Annotated in this window: 22 protein-coding genes and 1 pseudogene; 12 read left to right on the top strand and 11 right to left on the bottom strand. The window is 63.1% G+C overall.

What is annotated here, in order from left to right; genetic code table 11:
* Position 1: 1 nt before the first annotated feature.
* On the bottom strand, positions 2 to 184 hold the full coding sequence (locus tag VSX60_RS12255) for a hypothetical protein (RefSeq protein ID WP_327624480.1): 183 nt from the start codon (positions 182 to 184) through the stop codon (positions 2 to 4).
* A gap of 99 nt (positions 185 to 283) precedes the next feature.
* On the opposite strand from VSX60_RS12255, the gene VSX60_RS12250 reads away from it, so the two are divergent.
* Entirely contained in the window at positions 284 to 712 is a 429-nt protein-coding gene (locus VSX60_RS12250) for a group III truncated hemoglobin (RefSeq protein ID WP_327624479.1), read from the top strand.
* A 28-nt stretch (positions 713 to 740) separates the two neighbouring features.
* On the opposite strand, the gene VSX60_RS12245 is transcribed toward VSX60_RS12250, so the two are convergent.
* The 8 genes from VSX60_RS12245 to VSX60_RS12210 form a co-directional block, all read right to left on the bottom strand.
* A complete protein-coding gene (locus VSX60_RS12245; protein WP_327624478.1) occupies positions 741 to 1,658 on the bottom strand; it encodes a DMT family transporter in 918 nt (305 codons plus the stop codon).
* 109 nt (positions 1,659 to 1,767) lie between these two features.
* Entirely contained in the window at positions 1,768 to 3,258 is a 1,491-nt protein-coding gene (locus tag VSX60_RS12240) for a tripartite tricarboxylate transporter permease (protein WP_327624477.1), read from the bottom strand.
* Between the two features lie 21 nt (positions 3,259 to 3,279).
* The gene (locus tag VSX60_RS12235; protein WP_327624476.1) at positions 3,280 to 3,753 is read right to left on the bottom strand and encodes a tripartite tricarboxylate transporter TctB family protein; all 474 of its coding nucleotides are present in this window, start codon (positions 3,751 to 3,753) and stop codon (positions 3,280 to 3,282) included.
* Positions 3,750 to 4,715, bottom strand: coding sequence for a Bug family tripartite tricarboxylate transporter substrate binding protein (locus VSX60_RS12230; RefSeq protein WP_327624475.1), 966 nt, complete (start codon positions 4,713 to 4,715; stop codon positions 3,750 to 3,752). The genes VSX60_RS12235 and VSX60_RS12230 overlap by 4 nt, the downstream gene beginning before the upstream one ends.
* A 10-nt stretch (positions 4,716 to 4,725) precedes the next feature.
* Positions 4,726 to 5,904, bottom strand: a complete 1,179-nt coding sequence (locus tag VSX60_RS12225) for a mandelate racemase/muconate lactonizing enzyme family protein (protein ID WP_327624474.1) — start codon at positions 5,902 to 5,904, stop codon at positions 4,726 to 4,728.
* Positions 5,905 to 5,910: 6 nt separating this feature from the next.
* Positions 5,911 to 6,612 (bottom strand): GntR family transcriptional regulator, encoded by a 702-nt coding sequence (locus VSX60_RS12220; protein ID WP_327624473.1) that lies wholly within the window; start codon positions 6,610 to 6,612, stop codon positions 5,911 to 5,913.
* A 121-nt stretch (positions 6,613 to 6,733) separates the two neighbouring features.
* Entirely contained in the window at positions 6,734 to 7,231 is a 498-nt protein-coding gene (locus VSX60_RS12215) for a DUF1499 domain-containing protein (protein WP_327624472.1), read from the bottom strand.
* Between the two features lie 52 nt (positions 7,232 to 7,283).
* Complete coding sequence (locus tag VSX60_RS12210; protein ID WP_327624471.1) at positions 7,284 to 7,901, bottom strand: glutathione S-transferase family protein; 618 nt, start codon at positions 7,899 to 7,901, stop codon at positions 7,284 to 7,286.
* Positions 7,902 to 8,222: 321 nt separating this feature from the next.
* Here VSX60_RS12210 and VSX60_RS12205 point away from each other — a divergent pair, with 321 nt between their 5' ends.
* The 10 genes and pseudogenes from VSX60_RS12205 (at position 8,223) to VSX60_RS22580 (ending at position 15,020) form a co-directional block, all read left to right on the top strand.
* Positions 8,223 to 8,849, top strand: a complete 627-nt coding sequence (locus VSX60_RS12205) for a TetR/AcrR family transcriptional regulator (RefSeq protein ID WP_327624470.1) — start codon at positions 8,223 to 8,225, stop codon at positions 8,847 to 8,849.
* Positions 8,846 to 9,319, top strand: coding sequence for an SRPBCC family protein (locus VSX60_RS12200; protein ID WP_327624469.1), 474 nt, complete (start codon positions 8,846 to 8,848; stop codon positions 9,317 to 9,319). Before VSX60_RS12205 ends, VSX60_RS12200 begins: the two co-directional genes overlap by 4 nt.
* Before the next feature lie 35 nt (positions 9,320 to 9,354).
* Positions 9,355 to 9,831 carry a VOC family protein gene (locus VSX60_RS12195; RefSeq protein WP_327624468.1) on the top strand — a complete coding sequence of 159 codons (477 nt, stop codon included), beginning with the start codon at positions 9,355 to 9,357 and terminating at the stop codon, positions 9,829 to 9,831.
* 101 nt (positions 9,832 to 9,932) lie between these two features.
* A complete protein-coding gene (locus VSX60_RS12190) occupies positions 9,933 to 10,601 on the top strand; it encodes a DUF899 domain-containing protein (RefSeq protein WP_327624467.1) in 669 nt (222 codons plus the stop codon).
* 20 nt (positions 10,602 to 10,621) lie between these two features.
* A complete protein-coding gene (locus VSX60_RS12185) occupies positions 10,622 to 10,972 on the top strand; it encodes a VOC family protein (protein ID WP_327624466.1) in 351 nt (116 codons plus the stop codon).
* Positions 10,973 to 11,044: 72 nt separating this feature from the next.
* Positions 11,045 to 11,398: a DUF1428 domain-containing protein gene (locus VSX60_RS12180; RefSeq protein WP_327624465.1), complete on the top strand. Its 354-nt coding sequence runs from the start codon at positions 11,045 to 11,047 to the stop codon at positions 11,396 to 11,398.
* A gap of 283 nt (positions 11,399 to 11,681) precedes the next feature.
* Positions 11,682 to 11,987, top strand: a pseudogene (locus VSX60_RS12175) (GAF domain-containing protein); the annotation flags it as partial.
* A gap of 18 nt (positions 11,988 to 12,005) precedes the next feature.
* A complete protein-coding gene (locus tag VSX60_RS12170; RefSeq protein ID WP_327624498.1) occupies positions 12,006 to 12,767 on the top strand; it encodes a sensor histidine kinase in 762 nt (253 codons plus the stop codon).
* 156 nt (positions 12,768 to 12,923) lie between these two features.
* Positions 12,924 to 14,129 carry a pyridoxal phosphate-dependent aminotransferase gene (locus tag VSX60_RS12165; protein WP_327624464.1) on the top strand — a complete coding sequence of 402 codons (1,206 nt, stop codon included), beginning with the start codon at positions 12,924 to 12,926 and terminating at the stop codon, positions 14,127 to 14,129.
* 447 nt (positions 14,130 to 14,576) lie between these two features.
* Positions 14,577 to 15,020 (top strand): HNH endonuclease, encoded by a 444-nt coding sequence (locus VSX60_RS22580; protein ID WP_442873090.1) that lies wholly within the window; start codon positions 14,577 to 14,579, stop codon positions 15,018 to 15,020.
* Between the two features lie 365 nt (positions 15,021 to 15,385).
* Here the strand turns inward: VSX60_RS22580 and VSX60_RS12155 are convergent, their stop codons facing one another.
* Together VSX60_RS12155 and VSX60_RS12150 are read right to left on the bottom strand one after the other, a co-directional pair.
* Entirely contained in the window at positions 15,386 to 15,829 is a 444-nt protein-coding gene (locus VSX60_RS12155) for an MgtC/SapB family protein (protein ID WP_327624497.1), read from the bottom strand.
* A 96-nt stretch (positions 15,830 to 15,925) separates the two neighbouring features.
* Positions 15,926 to 16,864, bottom strand: coding sequence for an alpha/beta hydrolase (locus VSX60_RS12150; protein WP_327624462.1), 939 nt, complete (start codon positions 16,862 to 16,864; stop codon positions 15,926 to 15,928).
* Between the two features lie 180 nt (positions 16,865 to 17,044).
* On the opposite strand from VSX60_RS12150, the gene VSX60_RS12145 reads away from it, so the two are divergent.
* Entirely contained in the window at positions 17,045 to 18,118 is a 1,074-nt protein-coding gene (locus VSX60_RS12145; protein WP_327624461.1) for a ribonuclease T2 family protein, read from the top strand.
* The last annotated feature ends 4 nt before the right edge of the window (positions 18,119 to 18,122 follow it).

Here is an 18,122-nt window from a genome sequence, read left to right as displayed (position 1 = left end):
GTCAGGCCTCCACGCTGGCGGTCAGCGGAGCGCAAGCAGCGTTGCCCACTTCGTGGACCACATTCGTGAGATGGGAAACGCCGCAAGCCCTGGAAATCTCGCCGATCGAGCAAAGCGTATGCGGCCGCGCAGCATGGTAGATCAGAACGCGCAGCGCATAGTCGGTGTAGCGGGTGAGGGGCATGCGACAGCTCGCCTTCGATCCGGTCGTTAAAACATATATTCCATTTGCATGTTTAGTCCAGCGTGTTAGGACGCGACCGACAGAGCGACAGGTGAATCGATGCTTCAGGTGTCCGACACGCAGCCCGCCGTGAGCGACAGCGAACTTCGCGAATTGCTGGGCGAGTTCTACGGTTTGGTGCGCGAGGACGCGGTCCTCGGTCCGATCTTCGAACGGGCGATCGACGATTGGCCGGCGCATCTGGAGCGCCTGACGGCGTTCTGGTCGTCGGTGATGCGGGGCTCGGGCGCCTACAAGGGCAATCCCTTCGCCGCCCATCGCAGACATCTTGACGAGATTGATCCGGGGATGTTCGACCGCTGGCTGGGAATCTGGCGCGCGACGACGAGCCGCCGCTTCCCGCCCGAGATCGCCGCGATCTTCCATCTCAAGGCCGACCGGATCGGCGAGAGCCTCAAGGCGGCACTGTTTTTTCGGCCCGAGCTGACGCAAACCAGTCCCGCGAACCCGACAAGCAAGTCTGGATAGAGCGCTTGGCCGTGGCGGCATGCGCTGATTAGCGGTTCTCGTGCGGTGTCGGGAGTTCGGCCGGCCCGGCCGGACGGCGACGATACATCGGCACCAGCTCGACCGCGAGCATCGCCGCAAAGATCAGCGCGCAGCCGAGAAGGCCGAGCGCGGCGATGCGTTCGCCCAAAAGGATCACGCCGAACAGCGCTGCGAACAGCGCCTCGGAGGAGAGGAAGATCGCCGCCTGCGGCGCCGTCGTATAACGCTGACCGATGATCTGCAGCGTGAACGCCAACCCCGATGCAAACACGCCGCCATAGACGATCTCCGGCCAGGCGGCGAAGAGCGAGGCAAGGGACGGCGCCTCGAGGATCAGAGCGCCGAGCGCCGCGAGCGCCGTCGTCACGGCGAACTGCACCACCGACAGCGTGTAGGGGCGCCCGCTGGGGCCGGCGAAGATCCCGACGAGAAGGATCTGCAGCGCCCAGAACACGGCGCAGACGATCATCAGGATGTCGCCGGAATTCAGTGCCGAAACGCTTCCGCCACCAAGCAGCACGATGCCGCCAAAAGCCGCGATCGCCGAAGGCCAGACCACCCAATGGGCGCGATGGCGCAAGATGACGAGGGCGAGGAATGGCGTGAAGACGACATAAAGCCCGGTGAGGAAGCCGGCATTGGTGACCGAGGTGGTGACGATGCCGATCTGCTGGAGGATCGCGGCAAGGAACAGCATGACGCCGATGGCGGCGAAGCCGGCGGGCGCTCCCCTGGGAAGCGGCGATTTGGCGCGTCCGGATTCGCGCAGGGCGAAAGGCAGGACCGATAAGGTCGCCAGGGCGAATTTCGCCGCCGTGAAGGTCCACGGGCCGAGATCGTCCATCGCCGTCGACTGGGCGACGAAGCCCATGCCCCAGACGGCGCCGGCGAGCAGCAGGAGGAGGTTGGCGTTGAGGCGGGACATGGGCGGCACCGGCGAAATTGGGTTGGCGCTGGGGCTAGCGGCTCGACCCGCGCGACGCAAGGGCCGGGCCGGGCGATCGGGCGACGACGTACCTGGTTGGTGTAAGGCCCTACGCCGCGCCCGCTGCCCGCCATCGCCTCATCACGAGCGAGACGAGGGGCCAGACGAGAGCCGCTGCCGCGACCAGAATGAGGGCGATGCTGAGCGGCCGCTCGAAGAAAATTCCGTGTGAGCCCTGCGACATGATCAGGGAGCGCGCATAGTTCGATTCCACAATGGCGCCAAGCACCATTGCCAGAACAAGCGGTGCCATCGGGAATCGCAACTTCTTCAAGAAGTAGCCGCCGATCCCGAAGAGGAGCGCCAGCCACACGTCGAACATCAGGTTGCGCAGGGCATATGTGCCGACCAGCGAGAGCATGACGATGCCGACGGCAAGGACGGAATTCGGCAGGGCGAGGACCTTGCGCCAGAGAGGCATGGCGGCCGTCCCCAGCACGAACAGCATCGGGAAGGCGACCAGCATTCCCACGAACAGGCCGTAGACCACGTCCGGATTCTCGGCGAAAAGTCTCGGGCCGGGTTGCAGCCCGTGAATGATGAGCGCGCCGATCAGCACGGCGGTCGTGGGACTGCCGGGAAGACCCAGGGTGAGGAGGGGCATCAGCGCACCGCCGACCGAGGCGCTGTTGGCTGCTTCCGGCGCCGCGACCCCCTTGATCTGGCCCTTGCCGAAGGTTTCCGGCTTATCGGACCAACGGCGTTCCTGATCATAGGCGAGCCAACCGGCGATGTTGGCTCCGGCGCCCGGGATCGCGCCGATGACGGTACCGATCGCCGAGCCGCGCAAGAATGTCGGGAGCATCGAAGCCGCTCCGCGCAATCCAAGCTTCTCGCCGGAGTCGCTGATGCGGGCTTCCTTGCGGGTGTCATCCCGTTCCGCCAGCGTGAAAGCTTCCGCCAGCGCGAAGACCCCGATGAGCACGGCCAGGAAGGGGATGCCCTCATACAGTTCGAAAAAGGATCCGGTGTAGCGCGGTGTGCCGGAGATCGGGTCGACGCCGACCACGGCGAGCAAGAGACCGATGATGCCCGCCGCCAAGCCCTTCAGAATGGTATCCCCGCTCAAACTCGCGATCAGGGTCAGGCCGAACAATCCCAACGCGAAGTATTCCGGGGGCCCGAATTGCAGCACAAAGACAACGAGCGGCTGGGAAAAGACGATCAGCGCGATTGCACCGACGACGCCGCCGAAGGTCGAGGCGGAAAGCGAGGTCTGTAGCGCCAAGGCGCCCCGGCCTTGTCGGTTCATCGGGTAGCCGTCCACGACGGTGGCGGTAGCCGCCGCCGTACCCGGTGTTCCGATGAGGATCGCGGATATCGAGCCTCCGTATTCCGCGGCGATATACAGTGAAACGAGGAGGTTGAAGCCCACGGAGGGCGACAGGCTGAACGTTGCCGGAATAAGAAGCGCGACACCGAGAGACGGGCCGAGACCGGGCAGGGCTCCGACGACGATGCCGAGGGCGGTGCCAACGAAGATCGCCAACAGCCCTTGCCACGTGAAGACGGCCTCGATGCCGAGCAGTAGATTCTGCATGATGTTCGATCCGGCCGAGGGTTAGGGGAAGGGAACGTTGAGCAGAAGCCCGAAGAGTGTGTAGGCGGAGCCGGGAATGACGATTGCCGCTATGATCGCTCCGGTCCAGCCCGCGCCCAGCAGGCGCACCCCGAGCAGTGTCGCCGGGATAAAAAGCACCAGGAAATTCAGAAAGCTCCAGAGATAGATGCAGATCGCCGTGCCCGCGGCCAGGGCCAGCGCACGCGGCATGCCCTGAAGCGTCAGTTCGGGCTCATGCGGGCCGACGAAGCTGCGCGCGATCAGGCCCCCCGAGAGGATCACGAGAAGGGTTCCGAAGATGATCGGCAGCCGCGCCGGTCCCGGTGATCCCAACGTGGTGGGTTTCGGATAATTGCCCGCAACGACGATCATGGTGATCGCCACGACGATCAGCACCAGTGCGGTCCCGATTGTCCCGTACCGCATGAGCGCCGGCCCGCGGCGCTCATGCTGTTCATAGGCTGGATCGCTCAATTGGCGAATCCGTTTTCCTCGAGGAAGGCGCGGCGGGATTCGACCTCCTTGCGCACCTGTATCTGCATTTCCTCCTGATCGAGGTCGAGGGAGGACTGCATGTTCTTCTCCATGAACTCCTGCCATGCCGTGGTTTCCTCGACGGCCGCGATCGCCGCGATCAGCCGGTCGATCGCTTCCTGAGGCGTTCCTTCGCGCACCATCACACCGCGCCAGATCGATTCCACGACGTCATATCCCTGTTCCTTGAAAGTCGGAGTGTCGGGGAAATACCGGTCGCTGCTCTCGGTGGAGATTCCGAGCAGCCGGAAGTCGCCGTTCGCAAGTTGGGCCTTGGCCGAACTCGGAGTCAGAACCGCGGCGTCGATATGCCCGCCGAGCAAGGCAATGGCTGCTTCGTTGCCGCCGTCGAAAGGTACCCATGCCGCCTCGAAATCGGCTTCTTGCTGGAGGCGATAGAAGACGAACTGGTGGAATCCGGCGGACGCGTAACCGCCGATCCTCAGGCCGTTGGGATTTTCCTGCAGGTATTTGACGAAGTCCTTCATGTCCCGCAGGTCGCTGTCGGCGCGCACCGCGACGGCCGACGGTTCTGCCTGCAAGGCACGCAGCACGGTGAAGTTGTCTGGCGTGAACGGAATTTTGCCCTTGGCCATCGTGAACGTCATGCTCGCCGTCGTCGAGAGCACCGTATAACCGTCGGCAGGCTGGGTCATGACGTAAGACATGGCGACTGCGCCCGAGCCGCCTTTGCGATTTTCGACCGGCACTTCGACGCCAAGCTCCTCGCTCAGTTGACGGCCGAGCTGACGCATCATCGTGTCGAGCGGTGAGCCCGCAGATGACCAGACGACGAAGCGAATATCGTTTTCGGGATAGGCTTGGGCCTGGGCGACAGGCGCCTGGACCAGCGCCATGATCGACAGCGACGCGGCAGCGATAAGTGTTTTCATAGCTTGCATTTTTTCCTCCTCAGAATGCCTTCGACATTGCGGCGTTGCGCGGCCCTTCGTTCTCCGGCAGCGGCAGGTCGCGCTTGGGGAAAGGTTTGCCGGGCATCGAGCGAACCGCCTCCTCATTGACGTCGAGACCCAAGCCGGGCCCGTCCGGAAGGGTGATGTAACCGTCAACCGGCTTGAGCGGATTGCGACAGAGCTTCGCGCCGAGTTCCTCGAACGGAATGAAATATTCGGTGATAATGAAGTTCGGCATGCAGGCCGAGGCATGCACGGTGGCCGAAAGCGCCAGCGTCGTCGAATTGTAGTTATGGGGCGAACAGGCGATCATCTCCGTTTCCGCGGCGGCCGCGATGTACATCAATTCCAAGATCCCGCCGCAATTGGCGACATCGGGGTTGATGATGTCGACGGCACGCTCTCGAAGTACCGGCCGGAAGCCGGCCCGACCGTAGAGAGCTTCGCCGGTCACGGTCGGGATTGGCGAACTGGCCCGGACTTCCGCGAGCGCCTGGATGTTCTCCGATTGGCAAGGCTCCTCGAACCAATACGGTTCGAATTCAGCGAGGGCATTGGCCAGTTCGATGGCATGCATCGGCGCGAGCCGACGATGAATGTCGAGCAAAATGTCCACGTCGGGACCGACCGCATCGCGGATCCCGCGTATGATGTTCACCGATTGACGAATGTGCTGCCTCGGAATGAAGGTGCGCCATGGTCGAGGCAGCGGGTCGAGCTTCAGCGCCGTGAAGCCGCTTTCGACCACCTTTTCGGCTGCACGAGCATAATCGGCTACCTCTTGCAGCTTATAGCCCCAGCCATTGGCATAGACGCGGATGCGCTCGCGGGTCTTGCCGCCCAGTAGGTTGTAGACGGGTTGCTCCGTCGCCTTGCCGACGATGTCCCAGAGGGCCTGTTCGATGCCCGACACGGCGCAGTGGAACTCCAGCGAGGCGCGACGTTGGGCGTAATCGTCGAAGGCGACCTGACAGATATGGCGGATCTGGAACGGGTCCCGACCGACCACATAGCGGCCGAGTTCTTCCACTTGGGCCGCTATGGCGCGGTCCCTGTCGTATTGACTATAGGCTTCTCCCCAGCCGACGATGCCCGCGTCGGTCTCGACCCTCACGAAAATCAGGTTCTTGCGCCAACCCGGGTGGACGGTCAGACATTCGACTTTGGTAATCTTCATCGGTGATCAGGCTTTCTTCTTCGTTTTGGCTGGGTCGGCGGCGAGCGTATCGGACTGCAGCACCAGCTTTCCTGTCGCGGACATGGCGTTCAGGAAGCGCTCCTTGCCGCTGCGGATGTGTTTTTCGAGATGGACGCCGGCCATCTCGCAGTCCCCCTGCTCGATGGCTGTCATGATCTCGCGATGCTCCTGATTGGAGACGGCGAGGCCGCCACCGAAGGCGAGCCCATGGCGACGGTAGATGCGCAGCTCCTTGCCGAGCGCGCGGTCGAGTTCGGCAAGTCGCTCGTTGCGACTGACCTTGTAGAGGGCGTCGTGGAAATCGAGATTCAGCGCGACATAGCGCTCGGAGTCGCGATCGAGGGCGACCTTGTCCATTTCCTGGATCAGTCCGCGCAGACGGGAAAGACCTTCGGCGTCGATCAATAGGGCCGCCTGCCGCCCTGCCAGGCGGCCGAGACTCGAGCGAATGTCAAAGATCTGGGTGATTTCCAGCAGGGACAGGTCTTTGACGAAGGCCCCCTGGTTGGGAACGATCTTGACGAGGCCCACCCGGACAAGGGCGTGGCATGCCTCGCGAATGGCGGCCCGGCCGACGCCCAACCGCGCCGACAACGCGAATTCGTTGATATGCGCGCCCAGAGCGAACTCACCGCTCATGATGAGTTCCTCGATCCTCCCGGCGGCAAGATCGGATTGTCTCGACAAGCCGCGCACTCCTATTTGTCGGCAATAATCCAAAAATAACGACTAGCGGTTCGCAATTCTGATAACATCTGGCATAAATCGCTGTCAAGTGTAGGCAAATTCTGGAAAATTGTGCACAATATTATTGCAGAAAGCCCGCCCAGGCGTTCAGCCGCTCGGCATTGGCGCCGAGATCGCTCTTGCCGACCAGCGAGCGCGAATAGAGCCGCAACCGGGTGCCGTCGTCGCCCGGAAGGGCTTGCGCATCGATCGTGTCGGGAAAGCGCAGCAAGGGCGTGCGCGCGACATAGCGGCGGTAGTCCGGCCGACCGCCGTCATCGACCCGCGCGACGTCCGGATCGACAAGAACGATGGCGTCGAGGCGGTCGAGCAGTGCCGTCGGCGCGTCCTCGTAAAGGGGCAGCGCTGCGTCGATCTCGCCGTCGCAGGCGCCCGGCGAACAGGCGAGGGCGTCGTTCGGGGTCGGACTGCGAATGAGCGCCGAGAAGTCGACGGCGCCCTGGTCGGCCGGGGCGCCAAACAGTTCCCAGACCCGCTCGGGGCCGGCCAGGAAGAAGCCACCGATACCCAGGAGGAGTATGGCAACGAGGATCAGGGCGAAGCGAAGCAGAAATTTCATGACGGGCTTTCGCTGCGAACGGGAGGCGGAGCGCGCGACGGGGACGCGCCATTCAGGTCCCGGGCAGCCAGGTCATCGGCTGGTAGCCGGGCAGCGCCTCGATCCGGCTGAGCCAGGCGCGAATGCCGGGATAGGCGGCGAGGTCGAAGCCGCCCTGGTCGGCCACATGGGTATAGGCGTAAAGCGCGATGTCGGCGAGCGTAGGCGCATCGCCGACCAGCCAGTTGGATCGCGTCAGTGCTGTTTCCATGACGGCGAGGGCCTTGTTGCCGCCGTCGAGCGTCTCCGCCAACCGTTCGGGCGTAGCCTGAGCCTTGCGGCTGGGATAGACGAGCAGCGAGTGCCGTACGGCGACGTTGGGTTCGTGGCTGTATTGCTCGAAGAACATCCAGGACAGCATTGTTGCGCGCTCGAATGGGTCGGCGGGGACGAATGCGCTGCCCTCGCCAAGATAGGCCAGGATCGCGTTGGATTCCGGCAGCGTCCGCCCGTCCTCCAACTCCAGCACCGGCACCTTGGCAATGGGGTTGAGAGCGAGAAACGCCGGCCGCCGCGTCGAGCCGTCGAGGGAGTCGACCTCGACATGGTGAAACGGTTTCCCGAGCAAAGCCATCAGCAGCCGCGGCTTGTAGCAATTGCCCGAGTCCTGCATGCCGTGAATGGTGATCATCGAAAGACTGCCCTTGGCCGGAGGCGATAACCGCCCGCCGCGATAGTGCGCCATCGGGCCGCCGGCGACCAATTCATTTCAGTGAACGCAGCAATCGGAACGGCCGCTGGAGGCCTGATCGCATCCCGCGTCGTCTCGGCCTCCTGCATGCTGCTGTCTGACAGAGGGAACCGCCCACCACCGCCAGCGCCCTTGCCAACCGCACCTCGTATGAGAGCGGCCCCGCTCGCTATCTGTCAAACTGGAAAAAAACGCTAAAGCGAAAAACCGTCTCGACAACATACCAACTGGTTGGTATGTAAATTGGTAAGGAGAGATTTGATGGCATCAACCGACATCCCCACCGGCGCGAGAGGCAAGCTTCTGGAGGCCTCGCTGGCGGTCATTCGTGGCAAGGGGTACTCGGCCACGACAGTGGACGACATCTGCCGATCGGCGGGGGTGACCAAGGGCGCCTTTTTCCATCACTTCAAGACCAAGGAAGACCTCGCGATCGCCGCCGCCGACCACTGGTCGATGATGACCGGCGCGTTCTTCGAGGCCGCGCCGTATCGCGAACTGTCCGACCCGCTCGACCGGCTGCTGGGCTATGTGGATTTTCGCAAGGCGATCCTGCGGGGCGAGTTGCCCGAATACACCTGTCTGGTCGGCACCATGGTGCAGGAGACTTTCGCCACCTATCCGGCGATCCGCGACGCCTGCGAGTCGAGCATCGTCGGCCATGCCAAGGTTCTGGAGGCCGACATCGCCGAGGCGATGCGCGAGCGCGGCATCGCGGCGGAATGGACCGCCGAGAGTCTTGCGTTGCACACCCAGGTGGTCGTCCAGGGCGCGCTGCTCCTGGCCAAAGCGACGGGCGGCCCGAAGGTGGCGGTCGAGAGCCTCGACCATCTGCGGCGATATCTCGAAATGCTGTTCAAACACCCACAAGGAGGAAGCGAAACATGACCCAGAATGCCGGAAACAACGATCGCCAACTGGTTCTGACCCGCCTGATCGACGCTCCGCGCGACAAGGTGTACCGGGCCTGGACCGAGCCGGAGCTTTTGACACGATGGTTTGCGCCGAAGCCCTGGACGACGCCGCGCGCCGAACTCGACGTTCGGCCCGGTGGCTCCAGCCTCGTCACAATGAGGAGCCCGGAGGGCAAGGACTATCCCAATCCGGGCGTCTATCTCGAGGTCGTAAAGAATGAGCGTCTGGTGTTCACCGATGCCTATACCAGCGCTTGGGTGCCATCCGACAAGCCGTTCATGACGGTCACCCTTACCTTCGAGGATGAGGACGGGAAGACGCGCTACACCGCCACAGCTCGGCACTGGTCGGCCGCCGACCGCAAGGCCCACGAGGAGATGGGTTTTCACGAGGGCTGGGGTCAATGTGCCCAACAGCTCGAGGAGGTGGCGCGCGAGTTGTGACGCGCCGAAGAAAGACCACCGGGGAGGAAGAAGCCATGGAAACTGTCAGAACAGACTCACCTCAGGAGCAGGCCGCCCGGATGCACGCCGTGACGCCGCACCTCGTATGCGCCGGCGCGACGGAGGCGATCGAATTTTATCAACGTGCCTTCGGCGCCGAGGTGATGTTCCTGCTGCCGATGCCAGACGGCAAGGTCGCCAATGCCAGTCTGTGCATCAACGGCTCGTCGGTCATGCTGGTCGATGAGAATGTCGAGATGGGCATGACCGGACCGAAACATCTGAAGGGGACGCCGGTCACCATCCACCTCATGGTCGATGACGTGGATGCCTGGTTCGGTCGGGCGATCGATGCCGGCGCGACGGTCGATATGCCCATCGCCGACATGTTCTGGGGCGATCGCTACGGGATCGTCGAGGATCCGTTCGGCCACAAATGGTCTCTCGCCACGCATCTGCGCGACGTCAGCATCGAGGAGATGCAGGCGGAGATGGCCAAGCTGATATGCTAGCGGCGGTCGGCAGCGGTTGAAAGACCGCCGCGACGGTCTGCCATTCTGAACAAGTGGGGCCGCCAACATCCCGTCCGGTCCCTGACGCGGAGGAAACTGCGATGCGCAATATTGTCTCGAGAGAGAACTGGCTGCGGGCGCAGGAGGCGCTGCGGGCAAAGGAGAAGGAACTGACCCACGCCCATGACCGGCTGGCCGCCGAGCGGCGCCGGCTGCCTTGGGAGAAGGTCGAGAAGGCGTATGCCTTCGATAAGCTGTCGGGAAAGGCGAGTCTCGACGATCTGTTCGACCGCCGCCGGCAGCTCATCGTCTACCATCACATGCTAAAACCCACCGATCCGGACCCTTGCTCCGGTTGCGGCATGGTCGGCGACCAGATCCCGCACCTGGCGCATTTGCACGTCCGCGACACTTCGCTCGTCTTCGTCTCGCGCGCGCCGATCGCCGAGATCGAGGCGTTCAAGCGGCGTATGGGCTGGACCATGCCCTGGGTGTCGACGGCGGACGATTTCAACGCCGACTTCGGCGTCACCACCGGTTTCGGCCTCGACGTCTTCTACCGCGACGACGGCGACATCTACCGCACCTATTTCACCACCGGTCGCGGAGTGGAGACGCTCGGGACGCCCTGGACCTTTCTCGATCTGACGCCGCTTGGCCGGCAAGAGAGCTGGGAAGATGCGCCGGAGGGAACGGAGCAGAGCGAGCCGTACCAGTGGTGGCGGCTGCATGACGAATATGATGATAGCCGAACGCGCGAAAGCGCCTAGACGAGAAGGAGATCACCGCAATGCCCAGGATGCAGAAAATCTCGAGCTGCCTGTGGTTCGACGGCCATGCGGAGGCGGCCGCCGCGTTCTACGTGTCGGTCTTCCCCGACTCGCGCATCGACCGGCTGATGCGGTCGGGCCTCGACTGGCCCGGCGGTAAGGCGGGTTCGGTGATCCTGGTGGATTTCACGCTCGCCGGGCAGTCGTTCCAAGGATTGAACGGCGGCCCGCAGGAGCCGTTCAACGACGCGATCTCGCTGGCGGTGAACTGCGAGGACCAGGCGGAGGTAGACCGATACTGGGCGGCTTTGACCACCGATGGCGGCGCGCCCGTCCAATGCGGCTTGCAGGCGGCCTATGATGGGCCTTGAGAGGCGTCGCCTGTCGGATAGCGGGAGCGGCCTGCTGCTTTGACACCATCTTTAGCCGAAGGAGGAAGCACAATGACCTATGTCGATGGATTCGTGGCGGCGGTACCGATCGCCAATCGGGAGAAATTCCGCCAGCATGCCGAGGACGCGGCGACGGTGTTCAAGGAGTATGGCGCGCTCAAGGTGGTGGAATGCTGGGGCGATGACGTGCCCGAGGGCCAGGTGACGTCGTTTTCAATGGCGGTGCAGCGCAAGCCGGACGAAACCGTGATTTTCTCCTGGATCCTGTGGCCGTCGAAGGAGGTTCGCAACGAGGCGATGCCCAAGCTGATGGACGATCCGCGGCTGAAGCCGGATCTCAATCCGATGCCGTTTGACGGCAAACGCCTGATCTTCGGCGGATTCGAGATGCTCGTCGAACGCTGAAGGGCGGGCTTGCCGAAGACCTCTGCCGTTTTCCTGCATCGCGGAGGTTGCGCTGCGATGATCACCAGCGATCGCCACGGGACAATGCGAAAGCATAGCTGTTAAAGGTGGCTCTGGCTTGACATGCTGCCTTACGATCAGGTCTGACTGAAACAGTTGCGTCTGACGCCTCACCGCAAGGATCAAAGGGCTGTTGAGCCACGATTTTCAAGCCGATATCGATTCTGTCGGCCGCATCAACGCGGTGCCGACAATCCTTGATGTGATTTGCCGGACGACCGGCATGGGATTCGCGGTGGTGGCACGGGTCACCAAGGATCGCTGGATCACCTGTACAGCCCTCGACCACATAGAGTTCGGGCTTGAGCCAGGCAGCGAGTTGCAGGTGGAAACCACGATCTGCCATGAGATCGAGGAAAGCCGGGAACCTGTCGTCATCGACGACGTACCGCGCGACGGGGCCTATTGCGGGCATCCAACTCCGGCCATGTACGGTTTCCGCAGTTATATCTCGATGCCAATTATCCTGGAGAACGGCGAATTTTTCGGCACGCTGTGCGCGATCGACCCTCGGCCGGCGCGGCTCAAGAATCCCGAAACCATCGGCATGTTCAAGCTGTTCGCGGAGCTCATCGCCTTTCATTTGGATGCCGGCGAGCGCCTGGCCGCCAGCGAGGCCAGCTTGATGAGCGAACGCAAGATTTCGGAACTGCGGGAACAGTTCATCGCGGTACTCGGTCACGATTTGCGCAACCCGGTTGCCTCGATCGACGCCGGAGCAAAGCTGCTGCTACGGACGCCGCTCGATGCCAAGGCGTCGCACATCGTGGCGCTGATTCAAGGCAGTGTACATAGAATGCAGGGCTTGATCGACAATCTTCTCGATTTCGCTCGGGGCCGCCTGGGTGGTGGGCTCAAGCTTGAGTGGGACGAGTGCGGATCTCTGGAACCGATTTTCGTGCAAGTCGTCGAGGAGCTTCGTTCGAGCTACCCCGATACGCCGATCGAAACGGATTTCGGCTTCGCCGATCCTGTCCGGTGTGATCGCGGACGTCTTTCTCAGCTTCTGTCGAACTTGCTGGGCAACGCGCTGACCCATGGGGCCGACGGTGGAGCGGTGCGGGTGGGAGCGTCGAGCGACGCGGATCACTTTCGACTGTGGGTGTCGAACTCCGGCGAGCCGATCCCGAAAGAAGCACTTGCCGACTTGTTTCAGCCGTTCTTCCGCGCGGCAACGCGACCGAGCCAGCAAGGCCTCGGCCTCGGTCTCTATATTGCGTCGGAGATCGCACGGGCCCACGGCGGAACGCTAGAAGTATCCTCCGACACGACAGAGACCCGCTTTACCTTTCAAATGCCGCTGCGGTAGCCGTATCGGGCCGCACCCGTGGGCTTTCCCCAACAAATACGGCGGCTGCTTGTTTCGCGCGGCGCTTGACTGCCGGCTTGCGATGCAAAACGTCTGCGATTAGGGTCCGCGCGCTCCCGCTGGAGCCTTCCCGACGTTCTGACCGGAGTCCCTCCCATGGCCTTCCTCGCCGCCGCCCTCGATCGCGTCAAACCGTCCGCGACCATCGCTGTCGCGCAGAAGGCGCGTGAGCTGAAAGCCGCCGGGCGCGATGTGATCGGGTTGGGCGCCGGCGAGCCGGACTTCGATACGCCCCACAACATCAAGCAGGCGGCGATCGCGGCCATCAACCGCGGCGAGACGAAATATACGCCGGTCTCCGGCATCCCCGAACTGCGCCAGGCGATCGCCAGGAAATTCAAGCGCGAGAACAATCTCGACTACAAGCCGGAGCAGACCATCGTCGGGACCGGTGGCAAGCAGATCCTGTTCAACGCTTTCATGGCGACGCTGAATCCCGGTGACGAGGTGGTCATCCCGGCGCCCTATTGGGTGAGCTATCCCGAGATGGTGGCGATCTGCGGCGGCACCTCGGTGTTCGTCGAGGCCGGCATCGAGACGAATTTCAAGCTGACGCCTGACGCGCTCGAAAAGGCGATCACGCCGAAGACCAAGTGGTTCCTGTTCAACTCGCCGTCGAATCCGTCGGGCGCGGCCTATACGCGGGCCGAATTGAAGGCGCTGACCGACGTATTGATGTGCCATCCCCATGTCTGGGTGATGACCGACGACATGTATGAGCATCTCGTCTACGGTGACTTCACCTTCACGACCCCGGCCGAGGTGGAACCCGGTCTTTACGACCGTACGCTGACCATCAACGGCGTTTCCAAGGCCTATGCGATGACCGGCTGGCGCATCGGCTATGCCGGCGGACCGTTGCAACTGATCAAGGCGATGGACATGATCCAGGGCCAGCAGACCTCGGGCGCCTGCTCGATCGCCCAATGGGCGGCGGTCGAGGCGCTGAACGGTCCGCAGGATTTCATCGATACCAACCGCGCCGTCTTCGAAGGCCGCCGTGATCTGGTGGTCTCGATGCTGAACCAGGCGAACGGCATCGCCTGTCCCTCGCCGGAGGGCGCCTTCTACGTCTATCCGTCCTGCGCCGGGCTGATCGGCAAGAAGACCGGGGCCGGCAAGGTGATCGCGAGCGACGAGGACTTCGTTTCCGAGCTGCTGGAAGCGGAAGGCGTCGCGGTGGTTCACGGTGCGGCTTTCGGTCTCGGGCCGAACTTCCGGATTTCCTACGCGACGTCGGAAGCGTTGCTCGAAGAGGCCTGTTCACGCATTCAGCGGTTTTGCGCCAGCCTCGACGGCTGAGGCAAAATGGAAACTGCCGCTGGCGCCATTGAGGTCATGTTAGTCTGGTGACCGCTTTTCAACGATGGGCAGTGTCTGTGCACTCGTTCGAGTTGATCAGCTGAACCTTGCCCTGCAGGTGGCAAGGGCGCATTCGGCATTGGTAGGAATCTCCTCCAGAGCTTTCCGCTCGATCTCAAGGTGGCAGGCGATCAAGATATCCCTCAGGCGGACCGCTACTTGATGGCCGCCACATATTGCGATATTGGAGAACGACGGAGACGGACTTTAGATCGTCTGGAAGCCAACTCGGCTCCTGTATTGATGCGGATTTCTGATCTGCATCTACCGATTATACTGCGGAGTGGCACTCTCTAGTGTCGTCTCGTGCGAGGGTATTCCCTTCCGAATTAAGGGCAATCCATGAGTGGTTGCTGCACATCCGCTTCATTTCAATGAAGCCAATGGATGTGTAAAATGGGAAGCCCAGAAAGACTGAGGAAAATCAGAACTGCTCGTGCACAGAAGCAGAATTGGCTATGCCACTACTGTAATTTTTTGATGTGGGATGGTAATCCCACGGTGTTTTTACAGCGTCATCATGTGCCAAATGGCTTGCTCAACCGCTTCCAATGCACGGCGGAACATTTGCAGCCCAAACAAAATGGCGGGAAAGACATCCGCGAGAATATCGTAGCGGCGTGTAAATTCTGCAATCAAACACGGCATAAAAGGCGGCGCGCCCAACCGCCCGAGACCTACCGACAGCACGTCCAAAAGCGGGTCAAGGCGGGGNAGCGGCGTGTAAATTCTGCAATCAAACACGGCATAAAAGGCGGCGCGCCCAACCGCCCGAGACCTACCGACAGCACGTCCAAAAGCGGGTCAAGGCGGGGAAATGGCATCCGCTGAAGATCACCGGCTGAATATCACCGACGGATGACGAGTTCAGGCGGGGGGCGACGATCGGCGCAAAAAAAAGCCGGGTTCGCGAGAACCCGGCTGAAAGAAGGATCTTCCATTGGAAAATCCTGGGAGGAAACAGTCAGAGCGGAACGAAGGGAGGAGGTATCGCCCGCAACTAACGTACTCTCTACATAGGGATTCTCGCATCCAAAACCAGAGAGGTTTTGGCATGTCAGCCATGCTTTCTGTGCATGGCGGATGATTCGTGAATCCAGCCATTTCAAAAGATTCGCGCGAAAAGCGCAGCCGGCACGCCCCATTGCGCTATGACGAAGCCATGCAAATCTGGAGGATCGCGCGGGACCTGGTCGCTACTCGAATGCCTTGACCACCCGCAGCACGACGAGCGTCAGCACCACCGCAATAAAGGATAGAAGGTACTCGCCCAACCCGGCACCCAGACCGATGGCGCCTGCCAGCCAGAGCGAAGCGCCGGTGGTCAGCCCGTGCACGCGACCGCGCGCCTGGATGATCACGCCGGCGGCGAGAAATGCCACGCCGCTGGTGATTGCCCCGACGACGCGGATCGGGTCGGCGCGCACGTCGCCGCTGTCGAACCGGCCGATCAGCAGCGTCATCAGGAGGGTGAACAGGCAGGCGCCGATTCCCACCAGCATGTGCGTCCGCAATCCGGCGGGTTGATCCTTGCGTTCCCGTTCATAGCCGATCGCGCCGGTGAACAGAGCCGCGACGATCAGCCGACCGGCTTGCCGGGCGGCGGTGCCGAGTGTCTCTGGATCGAGGAATTGCTCCATGGCCAACTTACTGTCTCCGATCTTGAACGAAGCGCAAGATCTGTAGCGGGTTGCGGCGCGTCGACAGGACGCGTGGGGTCGAATAAGGCGAACGCCTCAACTCGCCGGGACGATCCGCTGGAGCCAGGCTGTGAGACTGGCGACGGCGGGCTCGCGATAGGCCGGTAATTCGTGCAGCGTCTCGTGCCGGGCGCCCTCGATGATCTCGACCATGACGTCGCGCGAGCCGGCATGGCGCAGATGGCCGGCCAGCCACCGGATCGCCTCGCCCTTGTCGGTCACCGGGTCGGCGGTGCCGCCGAGGAGGTGAAGCGGCAGCGCGGGCGGCAGCATGTCGAGCCCGGCCTGCGAGCCGCCTTGGAAGATTAGGGTCATCACATCCTCCATCATCGACAAGGTCGGCGAAAAGCCGCAGAGCGGGTCGGCGATATAGGCATCGACTGCGGCGTCATCATGCGACAGCCAGTCGAACATGGTGCGGCGCGGCTCGATCGCCTTGCCCCAAGCGTCGAAGGTGGCGCGCTGGAGCAGCGCGCTCGGCACGTCCGATCCCTTCAGCGCCTTTTCGGCCTTGAGCGCCAGCCGGCCGACGCGTTCCTGCAGCCCGGTCTGGAAATTGGCGTTCCACACCGCGGCGCCGGCGAGGTCGCGGCCGTGGGTTTCCGCATAGTTCAGGGCGATCAGCCCGCCCATCGAATGGCCGAAGACCACCACCGGCAGGCCGGGATAACGGCCAAGGGCATGGGTATGGACCGCCCGGCAGTCGGTGAGCACCCTGTCGGCGCCGTGGCGGCGGGCGAATCTTCGGAAGGGCGCGTCGGACGCGCTGGTCGAGCCGTGGCCACGGTGATCATGGGCGACGACGTGGAAGCCGAACCCGGCCAGTTCGGCGGCAAAGCGGCCGTAGCGGCCTGCATGTTCGGCAAGACCGTGGTTGATCAGAACGATGCCGCGCGCAAGTCCCTGTGCCTTGCGGCTGTAGACGTGAACCGCCGCGCCGGAACGGCTGTCGATGGTTTCTCGGTGATCGAACAACGGCGCATCCTCGTCCGTGGCGGCCAACGGGATGGCCGGGCCGGGTGACGTTCTTCCACGCGCACCGAGCATCGGTATAGCGCGAAGAGGCACCGGCCCAAACCCCTTGAAATGGCCCTCTGCTTGACCCGATCGCCCGGCGGTCTTTCGCCCGCCGCCGCTCTGACGTATCGAAAGCCCATGAAACGCTTTTGTCTGCTTGCCGCGCTCCTGCTCGCCGCCCCATCCGCCTTCGCGCAGCTGCCGATGACCGGCCGCTTCGTCGCCGAGGCGCGCTGTCCGGCGCTGCAATCGATCCGCAAACAGACCAATTCGGGCGGCGTCGCGACGGAGCCGGGGACGGAATACGTGCTGATCGGCCGCAACGCCCAGGCAGCGACGCATTACTATGTCGTGATTCCGGACGCCGAGCCGCCGCGCCGCTGGGTCGCGGTGGGCTGTGGCCGCGTCGCGGCCGAGGATGGCGTCTCGGCCGCTGTACGCGAAGATCCGAGCAGCCGTAGCGCTTTAGAACGGGGCATCGACGCATTGGCGAAAGCGTTGGGGCAGGGACGCGCGAAACGCCGGACAGATGATCGAGGGACGCCGCCATCCGGCGACCAGCGTTCCGGTTCTGGTGCCTATGTGCTTGCGGCGAGTTGGCACGCCGCCTTCTGCGAGACCAAGCCAAGAGCAAGGGACTGCCGGGACGGCGGCGAGGATGGCGGCTTTAGCCTGCATGGCCTGTGGCCGCAGCCGCGCGGGAACGAGTATTGCGGCGTGGCGGCAAGCACGGTTGCCTCTGACAAAACCGGCGACTGGAGCGCGTTGCCGGAGCCTGAGCTGGGCCGAGAGACGCGGCGGGCTCTCGATGCCGTCATGCCGGGGACCAAGGCGAATCTCGACCGGCATCAATGGATCAAGCATGGCAGCTGCTACGGCACCGACGCCTCGGAATATTTCTCCGACGCGGTCGCGCTGATCGGCAAGCTCAACGCGTCGCCGGTCGGCCAGATGTTCGCGACCAACGTCGGCACACATCTCGACGCAACGGTTGTCCGCGCCGCCTTCGACAAGGCCTTCGGGCGCGGCGCCGGACAGCGCGTGCTGGTCGACTGCGCCCGCGACGGCGGTCGCCGGTTGATCGCGGAGCTGCGCATCAATTTGGCCGGAACGATCACGCCGCAAACCGATTTCGGCGATCTCGTCATGGCCGCGAACAAGGTGCGCGGCGGCTGCCGGGGCGGCGTCGTCGACGCGGCGGGATGGCAATAGCCGG

It is taken from the genome of Aurantimonas sp. A3-2-R12, from assembly GCF_036016755.1.
GTDB lineage: Bacteria > Pseudomonadota > Alphaproteobacteria > Rhizobiales > Rhizobiaceae > Aurantimonas > Aurantimonas coralicida_A.
The sequence above is the reverse complement of the archived record's forward strand: the minus strand, read 5'-3'. Positions and strand labels throughout refer to the sequence as shown.